The organism is [Mycobacterium] fortunisiensis, assembly GCF_019050325.1.
Taxonomy (GTDB): domain Bacteria; phylum Actinomycetota; class Actinomycetes; order Mycobacteriales; family Mycobacteriaceae; genus Mycobacterium; species Mycobacterium fortunisiensis.
In genome coordinates this window covers 406,292-425,756 of sequence record NZ_VOMB01000020.1, presented here as the reverse complement: position 1 = coordinate 425,756, position 19,465 = coordinate 406,292, and the positions used below count along the sequence as shown (strand labels likewise).

Here is a 19,465-nt window from a genome sequence, read left to right as displayed (position 1 = left end):
CCGGTCAGACCAGACCTTTCAGCATCAGGTTCCAGTACAGCGCGGGCAGGCCGTACTTCTTCAGGTACCAGTAGGCGCGGTGCGGCCGGACCGGATCGAGCACCGGGACAGAGGGTTTCAGGGCGAAGTCGTAGTCGAACTCGGCCAGCAGCATCTCGCGTGACGAGGTGACGATCGGGCACGACGCGTAGCCGTCGTAGGCGCCGGGCAGGGGGCGCCCGCTCAGCACCGCGCCGATGTTCTGAACCACCACCGGTGCCTGTTTGCGAATGGCCGCACCGGTTTTCGAGTTCGGTGAGGAGCCGGCGTCGCCGAGGGCGAACACGTTCGGGTACCGGACGTGCTGCATGGTGTGCTTGTCGATGTCGACATAGCCTCCCGCGTCGCCGCCGGTGTGGCTGGTGGACAGCGGGCTGTTCTTGATCCAGTCCGGTGCCGACTGATGCGGTACCGCGTGCAGCACGTCGTAGGGCAGCGTGGTCTCCACCCGGTCCGCATTCGCGCCGACATGTGTCATCGTCACCTTGCCGGCCGCCGCATCCACGGCGACGACTTCGCTCCCGGTGTGCAGCTGGATGCCGTAGTCGGCGATGACCTTGTCCAGGCTGTCGGCGATCGCCGGAATGCCGAAGATCCGCGGCGTGGGCACCACCAGGTGCACGTCGATGTCGTCCAGCACCCCCTGGCGGCGCCAGTGGTCACAGGCCAGATACGCGATCTTCTGCGGCGCCCCGGCACACTTGATCGGCCCCGACGGCATGGTGAACACCGCGGTGCCCGACCGGGTGTTGCGGATGAATTCCCACGTGCGCGGGGCCAGGTCGAAGCGGTAGTTGGACGAGACCCCGTCCGTGCCGAGCGTGTCGGTCAGACCCTCGATGCGTTCCCAGTCGAGTTGGATGCCCGGGCACACCACCAGCACGTCGTAGGCGTATTTCGCGCCGTCCGCGCAGGTCACGGTGTGAGATTCGGGGTCGACGCCGGTCACGGCGGTTTTGATCCACGTCGCGGCCGCCGGCATCACCGATGCTGTCGAGCGTTCGGTTCCCTCGGCGGCGGCCTGCCCGCCACCCACGAGCGTCCACAGCGGTTGGTAGTAGTGCTTGTCGGACGGTTCGACGACCGCGACGTCGCGGTGACCCGCGCGCAGCAACCGCGCCGCCATCGTGATGCCCGCGGTGCCGCCACCGATGATGAGGATCTCGTGCTTGTGCATACGTGTGGTGAATTCCTTTGTCGCTCGGTCGGTTCGATCAGACCAGATGGGTGGCCTCGGCCCAGGCGCCGTATCCACCGAGGATGTCGCTGACGTCGGTGAAGCCGTGGCGGCGCAGCAGGCTCGCGGCCACCGAGGAGCGGTAGCCGCCGGCGCAGTACACCACGGTCGGACGGGTCGGGTCGAGTTCACCGATGCGGTTGGGCAACTGCCCCACCGGGATGTTCACCGCGCCGGGGACCATTCCGGCTTCGGCCTCACCGGGATTGCGCACGTCCACGATCTGCAGGTCGTCCAGTGTCGCCGCACGCTCACCGAAGGCTTCGGCAGTCAGCCGCGAGGCGGTCTGCACGTCGCCGCGCTGGGAGAACATGACCCGTTCCGGGTCGGCGAGATAGCCCACCACGCGGTCGAACCCGATGCGCGCCAGCCGGTTCTTGCCTTCGAGCTCCTGGCCCTCGTCGGTGATCAGCACGATGTCCACGTCGTGGGGCACCACCGAACCCGCGAACTCGGCGTAGCGTCCGGCCAGGCCGATGTTGATCGCGTCGCGCAGGTGTCCCAGCGCGAACTCTTCGGGGCTGCGGCCGTCGATCAGCATGGCACCGCCGGCCACGGCGGTACGCAGCTGGTGGTAGTCCAGAGCCGGCGGCAGGGCGTCTTCGTCCAGCAGGGCGCGGTCCTTGCGGTTGAGGATCGCGTCGTAGACGAAGTATCCCGGGGCCGGCTGCTGGCCGGCGGTGACGAGCTCGATGAACGCGGCCTTGTCCGGGGCGCGCAGGGCGTAGTTGGTCCGCTTCTGGTCACCCATCGTCGACCAGCGGTCGGTGGACAGGTTCTTCCCGCAGGCCGAACCGGCGCCGTGGGCCGGATAGACCCGGGTGGCATCGGGCAGCGGCATCAGCTTGTCGTGCAGCGAGTGGTAGAGCATGTCGGCCAGCTCGTCGCGGGTGAAACCGATCGAGGCCAGCAGGTCCGGCCGCCCGACGTCGCCGATGAACAGGGTGTCGCCGGTCAGCACGCCGTAGGGGACCTCGTCGTCGGGATGCTCGTAGACCACGATGCTCATCGACTCCGGGGTGTGCCCGGGGGTGTGGCGGAACTCCAGCACCACCTCACCCAGCGAGATACGCCGGCCGTCGTCGACCCCGAGGTGGTCGAACTCGGGCTGGGCGACCGACGAGTACACGATCGTCGCGCCGGTGGCCTCGGCCAGCTCGAGGTGCCCCGACAGGAAGTCGGCGTGGAAGTGGGTCTCGATGACCAGCTCGATCGACAGACCGTACTTCTCGGCGTCGGTCAGATATTCCGCGACGTCGCGTTGCGGGTCCACGACGACAGCGCGGCCGGTGGTCTCGTCGCCGATCAGGTAGGAGGCGTGCGACAAGCAGTCCAGGTAGTACTGGATGAACTTCATTGTTCAACTCCTCGATGGGTACGCATGTATACCTGTGGGGGTATACCAATGAAACCCAATATACCCCCTAGGGTATAGGAGTCAAGTGTGATCGCTGCTGCGTCCATCGTGGCGAGCAGACCCGCAGGTACCCGGCGCGGGACGATAAGGGGTACCCACGCGTCTGCTCGGCGGAGGGTGGCGGCAGCAAACTAGGCGGCGAAACCCGCGCGGCGGGCCGCCAGGGCCTCTTCGTAGCGGTCCAGCACGGTGGCCGCCACCAGTCGATGCGGCCCCAGCGGCTCGGCCATCGGAATGCCTGCCGCGGCGGCGAATTGGGCAACGCGGTCGGTGATGAGGCCGTGCGCCAGGAACCAGGGGGCGATCACCAGGCGGTGCGCCCCGCGCTGACGCAGCCGGTCCACCGCCTCGGGCAGGGACGGGGACTGGCCGGTGGCGAACGCCACATGGGTACCGGCCCAGCGGGTGCCCTCGGCCAGCGCGTCGGCCAGGGCGGCCGTGCGGGCATTGGCAGCCGGATGCGACGAGCCCACCGCCGCCAGGATCACACCCAGCCCGGCGTCGAACCGGGACACCCCGACCGCGGTCAGGCGCTCGCGCACCACCTGCAGCAGGCGCGGGTCGTCACCGAGCACGTCGGCCTGGCTCACCTCGGCACCGGAGTTCGCGATCAGCTCCGGAATGTCGATCCGGGCGTGGTATGCGCTGCCGAGCAGCAGCGGCACCACCACCGCGCCCGGGGCCACCCCGGGCAGCACCTCGGTGAGGTTGGGGGCGTTCTGCTCACAAAACGCCACCCGCACCTCGGTGTCGGGCAGTAGTCGGCGCAGATGACCGCCGATGGCACGCGCGTTCGCCGACGAGCGCGGATCCGCGCTGCCGTGTGCGGTGAGAACGAGCGTCACAGCAGCCTCACGAGGCGTGCAGCCCGCATTCGGTCTTGGACTGGCCGGCCCACCGACCGCTGCGCGGGTCGGCGCCCGCCACCGGCTTGCTGGTGCACGGCGCGCATCCGATGGACGGATAGCCTTCGTGGACAAGGGGATTGACCAGGATACCGTTGGCGTCGATGTAGTCCTGCATGTCCTCGTCGGACCACGCCGCGAGCGGGTTGATCTTGACGAGTCCGAAGCCGGCGTCCCAGCTGATCAGCGGTGCGTTGGCGCGTGTCGGCGCCTCCACCCGGCGGATGCCGGTGACCCACGCCGTGTAACCGCTGAGTGCCTTGGTCAGCGGCTCCACCTTGCGCAGCCGGCAGCATTCACCGGCGTCGCGGGAGAACAGGTCCTTGCCCAGCAGCTCGTCCTGCTGCGCCACACTGCGCTCCGGGGACACGTTGACCACGCGCACGTCGTAGACCGCCTCGACCGCGTCGCGGGTGCCGATGGTCTCGGCGAAGTGGTAGCCGGTGTCCAGGAACAAGACGTCGACGCCCGGGCGCACCTTGGCCGCCATCTCGACCAGGACGGCATCCTGCATGTTGGAGGCCACCACGTAATTGCCGGCGAAGTGCTCGTCGGTCCAGCGCAGCAGCTCCTCGGCGCCGGCATCAGCCAGTTCGGCCGCGCCGCGTTCGGCGAGCTCGATCAATTCGGCTTCACTCAATGCGCTCACCTCGGTCATCGGTTCGTCATCTCTTCGCGCAGGCGGCTCATCGCAAGTCGTCCTCGTCGGCACGCACCGCCCACTGGGCGAAACGCTCACCGTCCTCGCGTTGTTTCACGAAATTGCGAACCACCCGGTCGACGTAGTCGACGAGCTCGGTGGCCAGCACCTTGTGCTGACGCAGTTTCCGGCCGAAACCGCTGTCCAGGCCCAGGCTTCCGCCCAGGTGCACCTGGAAACCCTCCTCGGGGCCGTTCCCGTCGTCCACCATCTGCCCCTTGAAGCCGATGTCGGCGACCTGGATCCGGGCGCACGAGTTGGGGCAGCCGTTGAGGTTCACGGTGATCGGCACGTCGAGCTCGGCGTTGAGGTCGCCCAAGCGGGCTTCGAGCTCGGGTACGAGCGTCTGGGCCCGTCCACGCGTATCGGCGAAGCTCAGCTTGCAGTACTCGATGCCGGTGCAGGCCATCAGGTTGCGGCGCCAGTGCGACGGCCGGGTGTCCAGGCCGAGGGCCTCCAGCCCGTCGCGCAGCGCGTCGAGCTTCTCGTCGGGGACGTCGAGGATGATCAGCTTCTGGTAGGCGGTCAGGCGCGCCCGGTCCGAGCCGGCGGCCTCCATCAGCTCGGCGACCTTGGTCAGGATGGTGCCCGAGACCCGGCCGGCGATGGCCGAGGCGCCCACCGCGTTGAGGCCGTTGCGGATCTTCTGCACGCCGACGTGGTCGACGGTGTGCGGCACCTGCTGGGGGGCCGGGCCGTCGTGCAGCTTGCGGTGCAGGTACTCGGTCTCCAGCACCTCGCGGAACTTCTGTGGGCCCCAGTCCTTCACCAGGAACTTCAGCCGTGCCTTGGAGCGCAGTCGACGGTAGCCGTAGTCACGGAAGACCGAGGTGATGGCCTCCCAGACATCGGCAACTTCCTCCAGCGGCACCCACACACCCAGGCGCTGGGCCAGCATCGGGTTGGTGGACAGGCCGCCGCCCACCCACACGTCCAGGCCCGGGCCGTGCTCGGGATGGTTGACACCGATGAACGAGACGTCGTTGATCTCGTGGGCGACATCCTGCAGGCCCGAGATCGCGGTCTTGTACTTACGCGGCAGGTTGGAGAACTCCGGGTTGCCGATGTAGCGCTGTTCGATCTCCCGCAGCGCCGGGGTGGGATCGAGCACCTCTTCCAGCGAGTCACCGGCCACCGGCGACCCCAGCATGCCGCGCGGGCAGTCGCCGCACGCCTCCATGGTCTGCAATCCGACCTCATCGAGCCGGCGCCAGATCTCTGGGATGTCCTCGATACGCAGCCAGTGGTACTGCAGGTTCTCCCGGTCGGTGATGTCGGCGCTGTCCCTGGCAAACTCAGTCGAAATCGTCCCCAAAGTGCGGACGGCCTGCGCCGACAGCGCCTTGCCGTCGGTGCGCACCCGCATCATGAAGTACTTGGCTTCGAGCAGGTCGGCATTGTCGTCGCCGGTCCAGGTGCCGTCGTAGCCCTCGGTGCGCTGCGTGTACAGGCCCATCCAGCGGAAGCGGCCGCGCAGATCGTCCTTGGCGATCGAGTCGAAGCCCTGTTTGGAGTAGACGTCGAGGATGCGCCGTCGCACGTTGAGTGCGTCGTCTTCCTGCTTGAACGTCTCGGGATGGTTGAGCGGGTCGCGGTTGCCCAGCGCCCACTGGCCCTCGTCGCGGGGCTTCTTCGCGGGACGGTCGGCCTTGGCGGGGGCCTGGGGGGTTGTCACTGTTGTGCTCCTTGGTCAAAGGAGCTGGCGTTCAGACCGCGCAGATCACCGGTGGCTGTCCGGCGGCGCAGATCCGGTGCCAGCTGAAACTATGAGGCGGGCGGGGTCCGAAATCAACGCGAGGTCAGGGCAGACAGCAACAGCTACAAACGCGCTTGAAATCGACATGCCGACGAGCCACCAGCGCAATGCGGGTGGTGCTGTTGTGGGCGGCAGTCACGCCCGACATTCTGCCACGATTGTCGCCACCTGCCCTAACCGGGCCATATTTGCGTTCACGGTGAGCAAAAGTCTGCGCTGGACAGTCTGGGAAAATGGGGGATATGAGTACTCGGGCCGCAGGCATCGATCTGGCCGCTGCGTCACGTTCTTTGCGCACGCGCTCATGGGAACGCTCATGGGAAACAGCCCGCCCGTTCGGCATCTACATCCACGTGCCGTTCTGCGGCACCCGCTGCGGATACTGCGACTTCAACACTTACACCCCGGCCGAACTGGGCGCTGGTGACCCCGCGGGGGCGACCCCGGAAGGCTGGCTGGCCGCGTTGCGGGCCGAACTGCGGCTGGCCGCCGCTGCGGTGGGGCCGGTGCCGGTGCAGACGGTGTTCGTCGGCGGTGGCACCCCCTCGCTGCTCGGTGGGGCCGGTCTGGCCGCGGTGCTGGGGGCGGTCCGGGACAACTTCGAACTGGCCGCCGGAGCCGAGGTGACCACCGAGGCCAATCCGGAATCCACCTCGCCGGACATGTTCGCGACGCTGCGCGAGGCCGGCTACACCCGGGTGTCGCTCGGCATGCAATCGGCCGCCACCCGGGTGCTGGCGGTGCTGGACCGCACACATTCGCCGGGCCGGGCACCCGCGGCCGCCGCGGAAGCCAGGGCTGCCGGTTTCGACCACGTCAGCATCGACCTGATCTACGGCACCCCCGGCGAGACCGACGACGATCTGCGACGCTCGATCGACGTTGCGGTGGATGCCGGGATCGACCATCTGTCCGCCTACGCGCTGGTGGTCGAGGACGGTACCGCCCTGGCCCGACGGGTACGCCGGGGCGAGATCAGCCGGCCCGACGACGACGTGCTCGCCCAGCGCTACGAGCTGCTGGACAGCCGGCTGTCGGCGGCTGGTCTGCAGTGGTACGAGGTGTCGAACTGGAGCCGTGCCGGCGGGGAGTGCCGGCACAACCTCGGCTACTGGAACGGCGGCCAATGGTGGGGTGCCGGCCCCGGAGCGCACGGGTTCCTGGGCGCCACTCGGTGGTGGAATATCAAGCACCCCAACGCATATGCGCAGGCATTGGCGGACGGCAGGTTGCCCATCGCGGATTTCGAGGACCTCGGCGCCGCCGACCGGCACATCGAGGACGTGATGCTGCGGGTACGGTTGCGCCGCGGCCTGTCCGATGAAGATCTGACCCCGGCAGAACGCGAACGGGTGCCCGGTTTGGTGGCCGACGGATTGCTCGCCGTGGACAACGGCGGGGTGGCCGGTCGCGTGGTGCTCACCGATCGTGGTCGGTTGCTGGCCGATGCGGTGGTGCGCACCCTGTTGGCATAACCGGGATCACACTCCCGGATCGCGGTGTAGATCGCCTCGATGATGAAGGTTAGGCTACATTTACTTTCCGTGACGAATGTGGGTATCGAGACTAGTTCCGAAAATGCCACGTCGATCGAGCTGCCGCTGCCGCCCGGCGTAAACCCTGTCGATCTGGTGGCCGAGTTGGCCCGGGTGCTGCCCGAGTGTGACGGCGAGGATTACGTCGTCTACGAGCGCGACAGGGTGTGGACGCTGGCCACCGGCGCTCGCGCTGTCATCGAACTCGACTCCGATGAGCTTCGAGTGGTTCAGGACGGTCAGGACGGCCCGGTGCAGCGCCAGGTGTGGAGCGGGCGGCCGGGGGACGTGCTCGGCGAGACCGTCGACCGATTGCTGTTGGAGACCGATCGGTTGTTCGGCTGGGTGTCCTTCGAATTCGGCACCTACCGTTTCGGGTTGCAGCAGCGGCTGCAGCCGGGCACGCCGTTGGCCAGAATCCTTTGGCCGCGTAGCCAATTCATCATCACCGAGAGTCAGATCAGGTTGCTCGACGTCGACGAGCGGCAGGCCGAGACGGTGCGTGCCGTGCTGGCCGACGGCGTGGCCGACACGCCAGTGCCCGCGGGTGTGGACGTGCGGGCCGACTCGACGGACTACCGGGACCGGGTGGGCACCGCCATCGCCGAGATCACCGAGGGGCGCTATCAGAAGGTGATCCTGTCGCGCCGGTTCGACGTGCCCTTCGCGCTCGACTTTCCAGCCACCTATCGCGTCGGCCGGCACAACAACACGCCGGCCCGTTCGTTCCTGCTGCACCTCAGCGGGGTGCGCGCGCTCGGCTACAGCCCGGAACTCGTGGCCGCGGTGCGGGCCGATCGCACGGTGCTCACCGAACCGCTGGCCGGCACCCGTGCCCTCGGCCGCGGTGCGGACAATGACCGGGCGGCTCGTGAGGACCTGGAGTCGAACCCGAAAGAGATTGTCGAGCATGCGATTTCGGTCCGCACCTCGATGCAGGAGATCAACGAGGTGGCCGAGCCCGGAACGGCCGTGGTGCTCGACTTCATGACGGTGCGGGAACGCGGTAGCGTCCAGCACCTCGGCTCGACGGTGGGCGGGCAACTGCAGCGCTCGATGGACCGGATGGACGCCCTGGCGACCCTGTTTCCGGCCGTGACGGCCTCGGGTATTCCCAAGGCCGAGAGTGTGGACGCGATCCTGCGGCTGGACGAGTCGCCGCGCGGTCTGTATTCGGGCGCGGTGGTCACCTTCTCCGCCGACGGCAGCATGGATGCGGCGCTCACCCTGCGTGCGGCCTACGAAGCCGACGGTCAGACCTGGCTTCGTGCCGGTGCCGGCATCATCGGCGACTCGACCCCGGACCGGGAGTTCGAGGAGACATGCGAGAAGCTCACCACCCTGGCCCCGCACCTGGTGCCGCGCGACTGACGCGTCGTCCCCGCAACGCGACCAACGCGACCCTCTCGACCAACGCGACCCTCTCGACCAACGCGACCCTCTCGACCCCGAGCGTCACGCCAGAGTGGCTCTCGGGGTCGATGGCCACCCTGGCGTGACGCTCGGACGGCGGGGCGGTTTCCCCGCCCGCGTCACCCGGTCAGCGCAGCGATGATCGCCTTCTTGTCGATCTTGCCGACCGCGGTGGTCGGCAGCGAGGGCATCGGCACCAGGACGTCGGGCCGGGCGTGTGCCGCCACACCCCGCTGCTCCAGGTGCTGGTGCAGATCGGCAAGGGTTGCCGGCGCGCCGTCGAAGACCAGGACGGCGCATACCTTTTCGCCGAGGAACTGATCGGGCAGGGCCACCGCGGCGGCCGAACAGACCGACGGATGGGTGAGCAGGTGCTCTTCGAGGTCCAGCGCCGACACGTTCTCCCCGCCCCGCACGATGACGTCCTTGATCCGGCCGGTGACCTCGAGGTATCCGGCCCGCGGACCGTCGGCGAAGCGTCGCACCCGGTCACCGCTGCGGTAGAACCCGTCCGGGCTGAACGACCGTTCGTTGGCGGCGTCGGCGTTGAAGTAGCCGTTGATCGTGTACGGCCCGCGCACCAGCAGCTCGCCCTCCACACCGTCGGGCACCTCGTTGCCGTCCTCGTCGACGATGCGGATCTCGTCATCGGCGGACAACGGGCGGCCCTGGGTGCCCTCGATCACCTCGGCCGGATCGCCGATGCGGGTGTAGTTCAGCAGGCCCTCGGCCATGCCGAATACCTGCTGCAGCCCGGGGGTGAGCGCGCCGCGGACCAGCGCGGCGTCGGCCGCGGGCAGCTTGGCGCCGCCGACCTGCAGCAGGCGCAGTGTCTTCGGGGCCAGCGGCTCCCAGTCGCAGGCCTGTGCCCACAACTTGGCCAGCGCCGGCACCAGGGCGGCGGCCGTCACCCGGTGTTTGTCGATGGTGGCGAAGGCCGATTCCGGGCTGGGATCGGTGGTGAACACCGTGGTGGCACCGACGCTCAGGGCGCCGAGCAGCCCGGGGCAGGCCAGCGGGAAATTGTGGGCCGCCGGCAGTGCCACCAGGTACACGTCGTCACCGGTCAACTCGCACAGCGCAGCGCTGGCGGTGCAGTTGTAGACGTAGTCCTGATGGGTGCGCGGGATGAGCTTGGGTGCACCGGTGGTCCCGCCGGACACCAGCAGCAGTGCCGGCGTGCCGGGGTTGCAGTCGAACTGCGGCCTGACGCCCGAGGACGCGCGTGCGACCTCGGCCCAGGACCGGAACTCCGCGTGTTCGCCGTGCACCAGTACGTGCTTCAGCCCGGGGTGGGCTTGGACCAGCCGGCGGGCCATCTCCCGGTAGTCGAAGCCGCCGGCGGTGTCAGCGATCAGCAGGCCGACGGCGCCGCTGACCTCGGCGAAGTGGGTCAACTCCGTCAATCGGTGTCCGGGTAGGCACATCACCGGAATGACGCCGGCACGCAGCAGTCCGAACAGCGCGACGGCGAACTCGCAGGAGTTGGGGAGCTGCACGAGCACCCGATCTCCGGGGTTGATGCCGAGTCCGGCGATGCCGGCGGCGGCGCGGTCCGCGAGTGCGTCCAGCTCGTCGTAGCGGTAGGAACCGTGGGCATCGGCGATGGCGATGCGATCTGGCCATTGTGCTGCGGCATCTCGCAAGATCGTGTCGAGTAGCTGGTCAGCCCAATGGCCGGCGGAGCGGTAGGCTTCGGTACGGTCGCTGGAGAACGGCACAAAGCCCGGCATCGATGGGCTGTGAGCTGCGGATTCGTCGGGATCTGGGGTTGACGCAGGGGTGGTCAGGGTCACTGTTGGCACCTCGGGGTAGGTGTATTCGACCCCCTGAGGATAGGGTAGCCTTCACGAAGTTAGGACAGCCTGTGCTACCGTTCGGGAGGCCATTGTGGGCGACGTCGCAATCGCGGACTCGCAGACCATCAGGGAGGCGGTGGCCGACCTTCTCGGCGTCGGCACGGACACGGTGGATCCCAACGCCGATCTCATCGCACAAGGTCTGGATTCCATCCGGATGATGTCGTTGGCCGGTCGCTGGCGGCGCCACGGTATTGATGTCGATTTCGCTTCTCTGGCAGCAACTCCCACGGTTTCGGCGTGGGTCGAGTTGGTTTCCGATCGCGCAGCTGCAACGGAACCAGTTGCTGCCCAAGAAAATTCGGTGACACGATCCGATTCCCAAGGCGCAGAACCGTTCCCACTCGCACCGATGCAGCACGCCATGTGGGTCGGCCGGGAGGGCGATCAGCAACTCGGCGGTGTCGCCGGCCACCTCTATGTCGAATTCGACGGCGACGGTGTGGATCCCGACCGGCTGCAGCGAGCGGCCAACGCGCTGGCCGACCGTCATCCGATGCTGCGGGTGCAGTTCCTGCCCGACGGCACACAGCGCATCGGCGCCATGGGCGAGCCGTTGCGTGTCACCGTCGAGGATCTGCGGCAGGCCACGCCCGAACAGGTGGCCGAACGGCTCGCGCAGGTCGTCCGGACGAAGTCCCACCAGCAGTTGCACGACGAGGTCTTCGAGCTGACGCTGTCGCTGCTGCCCGGCGGCGCCACCCGGCTGCACGTCGATCTGGACATGCAGGCCGCCGACGCGATGAGCTACCGCACCCTGATGGCCGACCTGGCGGCGCTCTACAACGGCGCCCAGCTACCGGAACTGGACTACACATACCGCGAATATCGGCTCGCCTCAGCGGATTCCAGCGAGGACGAGACCGACCGCGACTGGTGGACCGAACGCATCCCCGAACTGCCCGATCCGCCCCGGTTGCCGGTGGTTCCGGCGGCCGAACAGGCCGATCCGCACCACACCACCCGCCGTCACCACTGGCTGGACCCCGAAACCCGCGACGCGCTGTTCGCCGCGGCCCGCAAGCGGGGCATCACCCCGGCGATGGCGCTGGCGGCATCCTTCTCCGATGCGCTGGCCGGCTGGTCGGCCGAGCCGCGTTTCCTGCTCAACGTGCCGTTGTTCGGCCGCGAGCAGCGCCACCCCGACGTCGACAAGCTCGTCGGTGACTTCACGTCCTCGCTGCTGCTGGACATCGATCTGCGCGCGGCCAAGACCGCGGCGCAGCGGGCGCGCGCGGTGCAGGACACGTTCCACGCCGCCGCGGGTCACGCGGGTTATTCGGGTCTGTCGGTGCTGCGCGATCTCAGCCGCCATCGCGGCACCCAGGTGCTCGCGCCGGTCGTCTATACCAGCGCACTCGGGCTCGGCGAGCTGTTCGGCTCCGAGGTGACCGCCACCTTCGGCAAGCCGGTATGGATCAATTCACAAGGGCCGCAAGTACTTCTGGATGCACAGGTCACCGAGTTCGACGGCGGGGTGCTGGTGAACTGGGACGTGCGGGAAGACGCTTTCCGCCCCGGCGTCATCGACGCGATGTTCGACCGCCACATCACCGAGCTGCGCAGGCTGGCGCTCGACGACACGGCCTGGGAAGCGCTCTCGGCCCCGCTGCTGCCGCAATCCCAGCGTGACGTGCGGGACGCGGCGAACGCGGCTTCGGCCGCCCCCACCGGACACAATCTGCATCAGGGCTTCTTCGCCCAGGCGCTGGTCCGGCCCGACGCACTGGCCGTGATCGGTTCGAAGGGGCAGCTGAGCTACGCCGAGCTACGGGAGCAGGCGCTCGCTGTCGCGGCCGCCCTGCAGATCGCCGGCGTGCGCCCCGGCCAGAGTGTGGCGGTGATGGGACCCAAAGGGCCCGATCAGATTCCGGCGCTCTTGGGCATTCTGGCCGCCGGTGCGGTCTACGTGCCGGTCGGTGTGGACCAGCCGGCCGACCGCGCCGAACGGATGCTGGCCAACGCCGACGTGCGGATGGCGCTGTTCTGCGGTGACGGCTCCCCGACCTGGCTGCCCGCCCTCACCGTGACCGAGGCTTTGCGGATCGGTCGGCGCGCCGACCGGATTGAGCCTGCCCCAACGGCTCTCGGTGAACTGGCGTACATCCTGTTCACCTCTGGCTCCACCGGTGAGCCCAAGGGCGTCGAGGTCACCCACGACGCCGCGATGAACACGTTGGAGACGCTCAACACCTATTTCGGGATGGGACCCGAGGACAGCGTGCTGGCGCTGACCCATCTGGAATCCGATCTGTCAGTGCTCGACGTGTTCGGCACGCTGGCCGCCGGTGCCACCATCGTGGTGGTGGACGAGGCCGATCGGCGCAACCCCGACCATTGGGTCGAGCAGATCAACACCCACGGCATCACCACGCTGAACTTCTTGCCGGGCTCGCTGGAGATGCTGGTCGAATCGGCCTGGTCCAGGCAGATATCGATGCCGACGATTCGTGCGGTGCCCACCGGTGGGGACTGGGTCCGCACCACCATGGTGCGCAAGTTGCAGGAACTGTCTCCGGGGGTCCGGGTGACCGGGCTGGGCGGCGCCACCGAAACCGCGATCCACGCGACGCTGTTCGAGGCGCGAGACCTTCCGGATGGCTGGACGGCCGTGCCGTATGGAAAGCCGTTCCCCAACAACGCCTGTCGCGTGGTCAATGCCGCCGGCCAGGACTGCCCCGACTGGGTGCCCGGTGAACTGTGGATCGGCGGACGCGGTCTGGCCCGTGGATATCGAGGACAGCCGGAGCTGACCGCGGACCGGTTCGTGGCCTACTGTGGTCGCACCTGGTACCGCACCGGGGATCTGGCGCGGTACTGGCCCGACGGCACCCTGGAGTTCGTCGGCCGCGCCGACCACCGGGTCAAGATCAGCGGCTACCGGATCGAGCTCGGTGAGGTCGAGGCCGCGCTGCAGCGGCTGTCCGGAGTGCACGCCGCCGTCGTGGACATCGTGGCCGGCCCCACCGGTGAGCTGCTCGCGGCGTTGGTGGCGGTCGACGACCCCTCGCGCAGCACCGCGGAGCTGCGTTCCGAGCTTGCCGAACTGATTCCGCCCCACATGGTTCCGCGGCACATCGAGCTGGCCCAGACCATCCCGTTCACCGTCGGCGGCAAGACCGACCGGCGGGCGGTGGGCGGGCTGCTGACCGACGCCGCCCAGGGCGCCCAGCGGGGCAGCGGGCGAGCGCCCGAGACGGCGCTGCAGCGGGCCCTGGCCGCGATCCTGGGCGAGTTGCTCGGAGTGGCCGAGCTGGGCATCGACGAGGACTTCTTCGAACTGGGCGGCGACTCGGTGCGGGCCACCGCAGCGGTCGCGCGGATCCGGGATTGGTTGGACACCCCGACGGTGATGGTTCCCGACGTCTTTGCGACCCGCACGGTCGAGAAGCTCGGTGACCGACTCATCGCACGGGAGACGAACAGCGACCGTCTCGAGCAGGTCGCCGAGCTTTACATGGAGGTCGCCGATATGGACGATGCCGATGTGATGACCGCACTCGACTCCACCTCGACATCGTGACGGGACTGGACGCCCTCACCTTCAAGCCCTGGATCAAGCGGTATCCGGCGGATGTGAGCGCCAGGCCCACCCTGGTGTTCCCGCACGCCGGCGGCGCCGCGTTGGCCTACCGCGGATTCGGGACGGCACTGGCCGCGGCCGGATCCGACGCCTACGTCATGCAGTACCCGCAGCGCGGGGACCGGCTCACCCATCCGGCACCGGCCACGGTGGCCGAGCTGGCCGAGGATCTGTTCGGGGCCGGGGACTGGGCCGGTATCGGCCCGCTGCGGCTGTTCGGCCACTGCATGGGAGCGGTCGTGGCCTTCGAGTTCGCCCGGGTCGCCGAACGCCGTGGGGTCGGGATCGAGGCCCTCTGGGTCTCGGCGAGTGAAGCCCCGTCGGCGGCGGCCTCCGCGCCGGCCCTGCCGATGGCCGAATCCGAGATCCTCGCCGAGATGGTCGATCTCGGTGGGACCGACCCCGCGCTGCTGGCCGACGAGGATTTCGTCGAGCTGTTGCTGATGGCCGTGCGCGCCGACTACGCCGCATTCAACCGTTACGCGTGCGGTGAGGACGTCAAGGTGGCCACCGACATCTTCGCCGTCGGCGGCCAGGGCGACCATCGCATCAGCGAGGACATGCTGCGGCGCTGGGAAGTGCACACCGAGGGGGCATTCACGGTGTCGATGTTCGACGGCGGCCACTTCTATCTCAACGAGTTCACCGCGGACGTCGCGGAGCTGGTCAATGACCTCTAGCGAGCAGCCACACCCCGTCGCCGCCGACCCGGTGGTGATCGTGGGGATGGCGCTGGAGGCACCCGGCGGGATCGACACCGCCGACGGATACTGGTCGCTGCTGGCCGAGCAGCGCGAGGCGCTGAGCCATTTTCCCACCGACCGCGGCTGGTCGGTGCGCGAGCTGCTTGATGGCTCTCGCCGCGACGGGTTCAAACGTATCCACGATCTCGGCGGTTTCCTTTCCGGCGCAGCGACATTCGATCCGGCCTTTTTCGGCATCTCGCCGCGGGAGGCCGTGGCGATGGACCCGCAGCAGCGCATCGGTCTGCGGTTGGCCTGGCGTGCACTGGAGCACAGCGGCATCAATCCCGACGATCTGGCCGGTCATGACGTGGGCTGCTATGTCGGTGCGTCGGGACTGGAGTACGGTCCACCGCTGTCGGAGTTCTCCCACCACAGTGGCCATCTGATCACCGGCACCTCGCTGGGCGTCATCTCCGGGCGGATCGCCTACACCCTGGACCTGTGTGGCCCGGCGCTGACCGTCGACACCTCCTGCTCGTCGGCGCTGACCGCATTTCACACCGCGGTCACCGCGGTGGCCGCGGGCGACTGCGACATGGCGCTGACCGGGGGTGTCTGCGTGATGGGTACGCCCGGGTACTTCGTCGAGTTCGCCAAACAGCACGCGTTGTCCGACGACGGACACTGCCGGCCCTACAGTGCCCACGCCAGCGGAACGGTGTGGGCCGAAGGCGCCGCGATGTTCGTCCTGCAGCGCAAATCGGCTGCACTGCAGGACCACCGGCGCATCCTGGCCGAGGTCCGGGCCACGGCGGTGAACCAGGACGGTCGGACCACCGGCTTGACTGCACCCAGCGGCGCGGCCCAGCAGCGGCTGTTTGCCAAGGCGATCGCCAAGGCCGGGGTCCGCCCGCAGGACGTCGGGATGATCGAGGGCCACGGCACCGGGACACGGCTCGGTGATCGAACCGAATTGCGTTCGCTGGCACAGACATACGGGGCCACCGCGCCTGGAACCGGAGCCCTGCTGGGGTCGGTGAAGTCCAACGTGGGTCACTCCCAGGCCGCTGCCGGCGGGCTCGGTCTGGCCAAGGTGATCTTGGCGGCCGAGCATGCCGCCGTCCCGGCCACCCTGCATGTCGACGAGGCCAGCCGGGAGATCGACTGGGACAGCCAAGGGTTGCGGCTGGCCACCAAGCTGACGCAGTGGCCGGCGGTGAACGGGCAACGCATCGCTGCGGTATCGGCATTCGGCATGAGCGGCACCAATGCGCACGCAATCGTGTCGGTTCCCGACGTGATCGAGGGGGCGGCGGCATGACCGAAACCGTCGAGCGCATCGTGTTTCCCGACGAACGCACCGCCGTCCTGCTCAGCGCCCACGCCGAGGACCTGATCGCCACCGACGCCGCCGCGATCCTGCGGTATCTGCACGCCCACCCGCAGGTGAGCCCCGCCGACGTGGCCGCCACCGTGCGGTCCACCCGGCGGCTGCGCCGGCACCGCGCCGTGGTCCGGGCTTGCGACCGCGACGAGCTCGTCGCCGGTCTGCGGGCGTTGGTCGAGGGGGTCGACCATCCGCTGGTCACCCGCGGCCAGAGCGGCCCGCCGGGTTCCGGCGGGCCCGGGCGGATCGCCTTCGTGTTCCCGGGCCAGGGCAGCCAGTGGCCGTCGATGGGGGTGCAGGCCTACCAGCGGCTGCCGGTCTATCGGGCCGAAGTCGACACGTGTGCGGCCCTTTTCCGGGCCGCCGGGGTGGCCTCACCGCTGGATTATCTGCTCGCTGAACCTGATTCGGGTGTCAGCACCAACGATTTCTCCCAGGTTCAGATCCAGGGCGCGCAGTTCGTCCACGGGGTGGCGCTGGCGGCGGTGTGGCGGGCCTGCGGCGTGCTGCCCGATCTCACCGTGGGGCACAGCCTGGGCGAGATCGGGGCGGCCTACGTGGCCGGCAGCATCACGCTGCGCGAGGCGGTCGCGGTGGTGATCGCCCGGGCCACGGTCCTGGACCGGTTGACCGGACCGTACCGGGTGGCGGTCCTCGGGATCACCCCCGAGGAAGCCGCGGATGTGATCGCCGGGACGCCGGGCTGGCTGGAGCTGTCCGTGGTGAACTCCCGGTCCTCGGTGGCAGTCTCGGGTGAGACCGACGCGGTGACCGCCGCGGTCGCGACCGTCACCGGTCGCGGAGCGTTCGCCAAAGAGATCGAGATGTGGTTCCCGGCGCACACCACCGCGCTCGACGGTGCCCGCGGTGAGCTGGAAAAGCTCCTGCCGGCAGGCCAGTTCAGCGAGTCTGCGGTGCAGTTCATCGGATCGGCCACTTCCGAGGTGGTCAGGCCGGGAACTGATTTCACCGACTACTGGTACACGAACCTGCGCAGCACGGTGCGCTTCGACCGGGCCGTCGAGACGGCGGCGCGGCGCGGGGCCCGGATTTTTGTGGAACTGTCGGCGCACCCGGCCCTGCTGTTCGCGATGGGCGACCTGCTCGACGACGCGGCCGATCTCACCGGCGGGCCGGTCGTGATGGTGGGGTCCGGCCGGCGTGACGAACCGATCCGCGAGCGCCTGAGCGCCAACCTCGTTTCGGTCGCGATGGCCGACCCGGGCTACCGCTGGGCCGATCTGCCGGTGCACGGTGCGGCGCTGCCCGATTTTCCGTTCGCTCCGATGCGGGCCGAACACCTCTGGGCCACACCGCAACCGCTGCCACCGGTCGCCGGTCTGACGGTGGCGCTGGAGCATTGGGAGGAACTGACCGACATTTCGGCGCCGCCCGCTCTGCGCCGGGTGGCGGTGCTCGACCTGGCAGCGGGACAGGGCCCGGCGGCCGCGCTGACCCGAGCAGTAGAGGAGTCCGGCGCCGCCATGGCGGCCGGGCCGGCCGAGGCGGACCTGGTGATCGTGGTGGCGCCGGTGTCCGACGAGGTCGACGCGGCGCGTGCGGCCGCGGCCCTGAGCCGGCGCGTCGAAGCGGGCCTGCTCGGCTACGCCGGGACCGTCACCTCCGCGACCCACGACGTGTGGTTGGTCACCGTCGGCGGTGAGCAGGTGACGGGCGATCCGCAGGGTCCACGGCCGGAGGCCGCTGCACTGGCGGCGGTGCACCGCAGCCTGGGCTACGAGCATCCGGATCAGACTTTCCGGCATCTGGACCTGCCCTCGGCGACACCCGATCCCGCCGTCGCGGCCGCCGCGGTGGCCGCCATGCTGACCGATGCCGAGGATATTGCGTTGCGGGTCAACGGGTCCGGTCCGGCGGTCTGGCGGCGGGGGATGCGTGACGATGCTCCCGAGCCGCAAACCTGGACCGCGGAGTCGGGCATTTTCGAGGACGTGGTGATCACCGGCGGAGCCGGAGCGGTGGGCCTGCAGTTTGCCCGTGCGTTGGCCGAGCAGGGGGCGCGACGCATCGTATTGCTCAGCCGCAGCGGTCTGGACGATCGGCAGCTGGCCGGGTTGGCCACCGACGGCGTCGAGATCGTGGCGCCCCGCTGTGATCTCACCGATCCCGCGCAGATCACCGCGACGGTCGCCGAGCTGGCCATCGGGCCGGCCTCCCTGGTGATCCACGCGGCAGCGTCCGCGACGATCGCCCCGGGAGATGAGCTGACCGGCACCGCGGTACGGGATACGTTCGGGGCCAAGATCCTCGGGTTGTCCAACCTGACCGAACTGTGGCCGCTGCGCCCGGACGCCCGCATGGTGTTGTGCTCCTCGGTGTCCGGCCTGTGGGGTGGACACGGTCACGCGGCGTACTCGGCGGCCAACCGGTTGCTCGACACCCTGGCCGCCCAGCTTCGTGCGGCGGGCAGGCATTGCACCGCGGTGCGGTGGGGCCTGTGGCCGGGCGACGGCATCATCGACTCCGGTGAGATCAGCCGGGTCGAGCGGTCGGGGCTGCGGGCGATGGCGCCGGACTTGGCGGTGGAGGCCGCACTGCGCGACCATCCGGCCGATCCGCTGGTGTTCACCGCCGACGCCGGGCGGTTGCGCACCTTTCTCGGGGCGAGTGACATCGCGAGCAGACGCGTAGGTACCCCAAGTTCGACTGTTTCGGGTACTCACGTGTCTGCTCGCGATGAGGAAACGGCCACTGACGCCACGGGCGCGATGCGCATCGCCCTGGGGTCGGTGCTCAAACTCAGCGATGTCAGCGGACTTGATCTGGACGCCTCGCTGCTGGATCTCGGCGTCGACTCGCTGTTGGCAATTGATCTGCGTAAGAAGCTCAAGAAGGCCACCGGAAGATCTGTTCCGCTGGCCACCATCCTCGGTGGCGCCACCGCCACCGAATTGATCGAGCATTTGGAAAAGACCTGAAAAGGAAGC

At 68.8% G+C, this 19,465-nt stretch carries 13 protein-coding genes; 6 read left to right on the top strand and 7 right to left on the bottom strand.

Annotated elements, in window-relative coordinates; genetic code table 11:
• Positions 1-4: 4 nt before the first annotated feature.
• The 6 genes from FR943_RS17985 to FR943_RS26875 all read right to left on the bottom strand — a co-directional run bounded on the left by FR943_RS17985 (position 5) and on the right by FR943_RS26875 (position 6,202).
• Positions 5-1,216 (bottom strand): NAD(P)/FAD-dependent oxidoreductase, encoded by a 1,212-nt coding sequence (locus FR943_RS17985; RefSeq protein ID WP_217159585.1) that lies wholly within the window; start codon positions 1,214-1,216, stop codon positions 5-7.
• Between the two features lie 37 nt (positions 1,217-1,253).
• Entirely contained in the window at positions 1,254-2,633 is a 1,380-nt protein-coding gene (locus FR943_RS17980; RefSeq protein WP_217159584.1) for an MBL fold metallo-hydrolase, read from the bottom strand.
• Positions 2,634-2,824: 191 nt separating this feature from the next.
• Positions 2,825-3,538 (bottom strand): sirohydrochlorin chelatase, encoded by a 714-nt coding sequence (locus FR943_RS17975; RefSeq protein ID WP_217159583.1) that lies wholly within the window; start codon positions 3,536-3,538, stop codon positions 2,825-2,827.
• A 7-nt stretch (positions 3,539-3,545) separates the two neighbouring features.
• Positions 3,546-4,256, bottom strand: a complete 711-nt coding sequence (locus FR943_RS17970) for a phosphoadenylyl-sulfate reductase (RefSeq protein ID WP_217159582.1) — start codon at positions 4,254-4,256, stop codon at positions 3,546-3,548.
• 28 nt (positions 4,257-4,284) lie between these two features.
• The gene (locus FR943_RS17965; protein WP_217159581.1) at positions 4,285-5,973 is read right to left on the bottom strand and encodes a nitrite/sulfite reductase; all 1,689 of its coding nucleotides are present in this window, start codon (positions 5,971-5,973) and stop codon (positions 4,285-4,287) included.
• Positions 5,974-6,097: 124 nt separating this feature from the next.
• Positions 6,098-6,202, bottom strand: a complete 105-nt coding sequence (locus tag FR943_RS26875) for an Ms4527A family Cys-rich leader peptide (protein ID WP_350222970.1) — start codon at positions 6,200-6,202, stop codon at positions 6,098-6,100.
• 94 nt (positions 6,203-6,296) lie between these two features.
• On the opposite strand from FR943_RS26875, the gene hemW reads away from it, so the two are divergent.
• Positions 6,297-7,529 (top strand): radical SAM family heme chaperone HemW, encoded by a 1,233-nt coding sequence (hemW, locus tag FR943_RS17960; protein ID WP_217159580.1) that lies wholly within the window; start codon positions 6,297-6,299, stop codon positions 7,527-7,529.
• Positions 7,530-7,598: 69 nt separating this feature from the next.
• Entirely contained in the window at positions 7,599-8,960 is a 1,362-nt protein-coding gene (locus FR943_RS17955) for a salicylate synthase (protein ID WP_217159579.1), read from the top strand.
• Positions 8,961-9,121: 161 nt separating this feature from the next.
• Here FR943_RS17955 and FR943_RS17950 read toward each other — a convergent pair whose 3' ends face one another.
• Positions 9,122-10,792, bottom strand: coding sequence for a (2,3-dihydroxybenzoyl)adenylate synthase (locus tag FR943_RS17950; RefSeq protein ID WP_372448181.1), 1,671 nt, complete (start codon positions 10,790-10,792; stop codon positions 9,122-9,124).
• Between the two features lie 100 nt (positions 10,793-10,892).
• On the opposite strand from FR943_RS17950, the gene FR943_RS17945 reads away from it, so the two are divergent.
• From FR943_RS17945 to mbtD, 4 genes are read left to right on the top strand one after another with little or no spacing between them, the layout of a single operon-like run.
• Entirely contained in the window at positions 10,893-14,384 is a 3,492-nt protein-coding gene (locus tag FR943_RS17945; protein WP_217159577.1) for a non-ribosomal peptide synthetase, read from the top strand.
• Positions 14,381-15,124, top strand: a complete 744-nt coding sequence (locus FR943_RS17940; RefSeq protein ID WP_308170588.1) for a thioesterase II family protein — start codon at positions 14,381-14,383, stop codon at positions 15,122-15,124. The genes FR943_RS17945 and FR943_RS17940 overlap by 4 nt, the downstream gene beginning before the upstream one ends.
• A complete protein-coding gene (locus FR943_RS17935; protein WP_217159576.1) occupies positions 15,114-16,451 on the top strand; it encodes a beta-ketoacyl [acyl carrier protein] synthase domain-containing protein in 1,338 nt (445 codons plus the stop codon). Before FR943_RS17940 ends, FR943_RS17935 begins: the two co-directional genes overlap by 11 nt.
• Positions 16,448-19,456, top strand: coding sequence for a mycobactin polyketide synthase MbtD (gene mbtD / locus FR943_RS17930; protein WP_217159575.1), 3,009 nt, complete (start codon positions 16,448-16,450; stop codon positions 19,454-19,456). Before FR943_RS17935 ends, mbtD begins: the two co-directional genes overlap by 4 nt.
• Positions 19,457-19,465 lie beyond the last annotated feature (9 nt).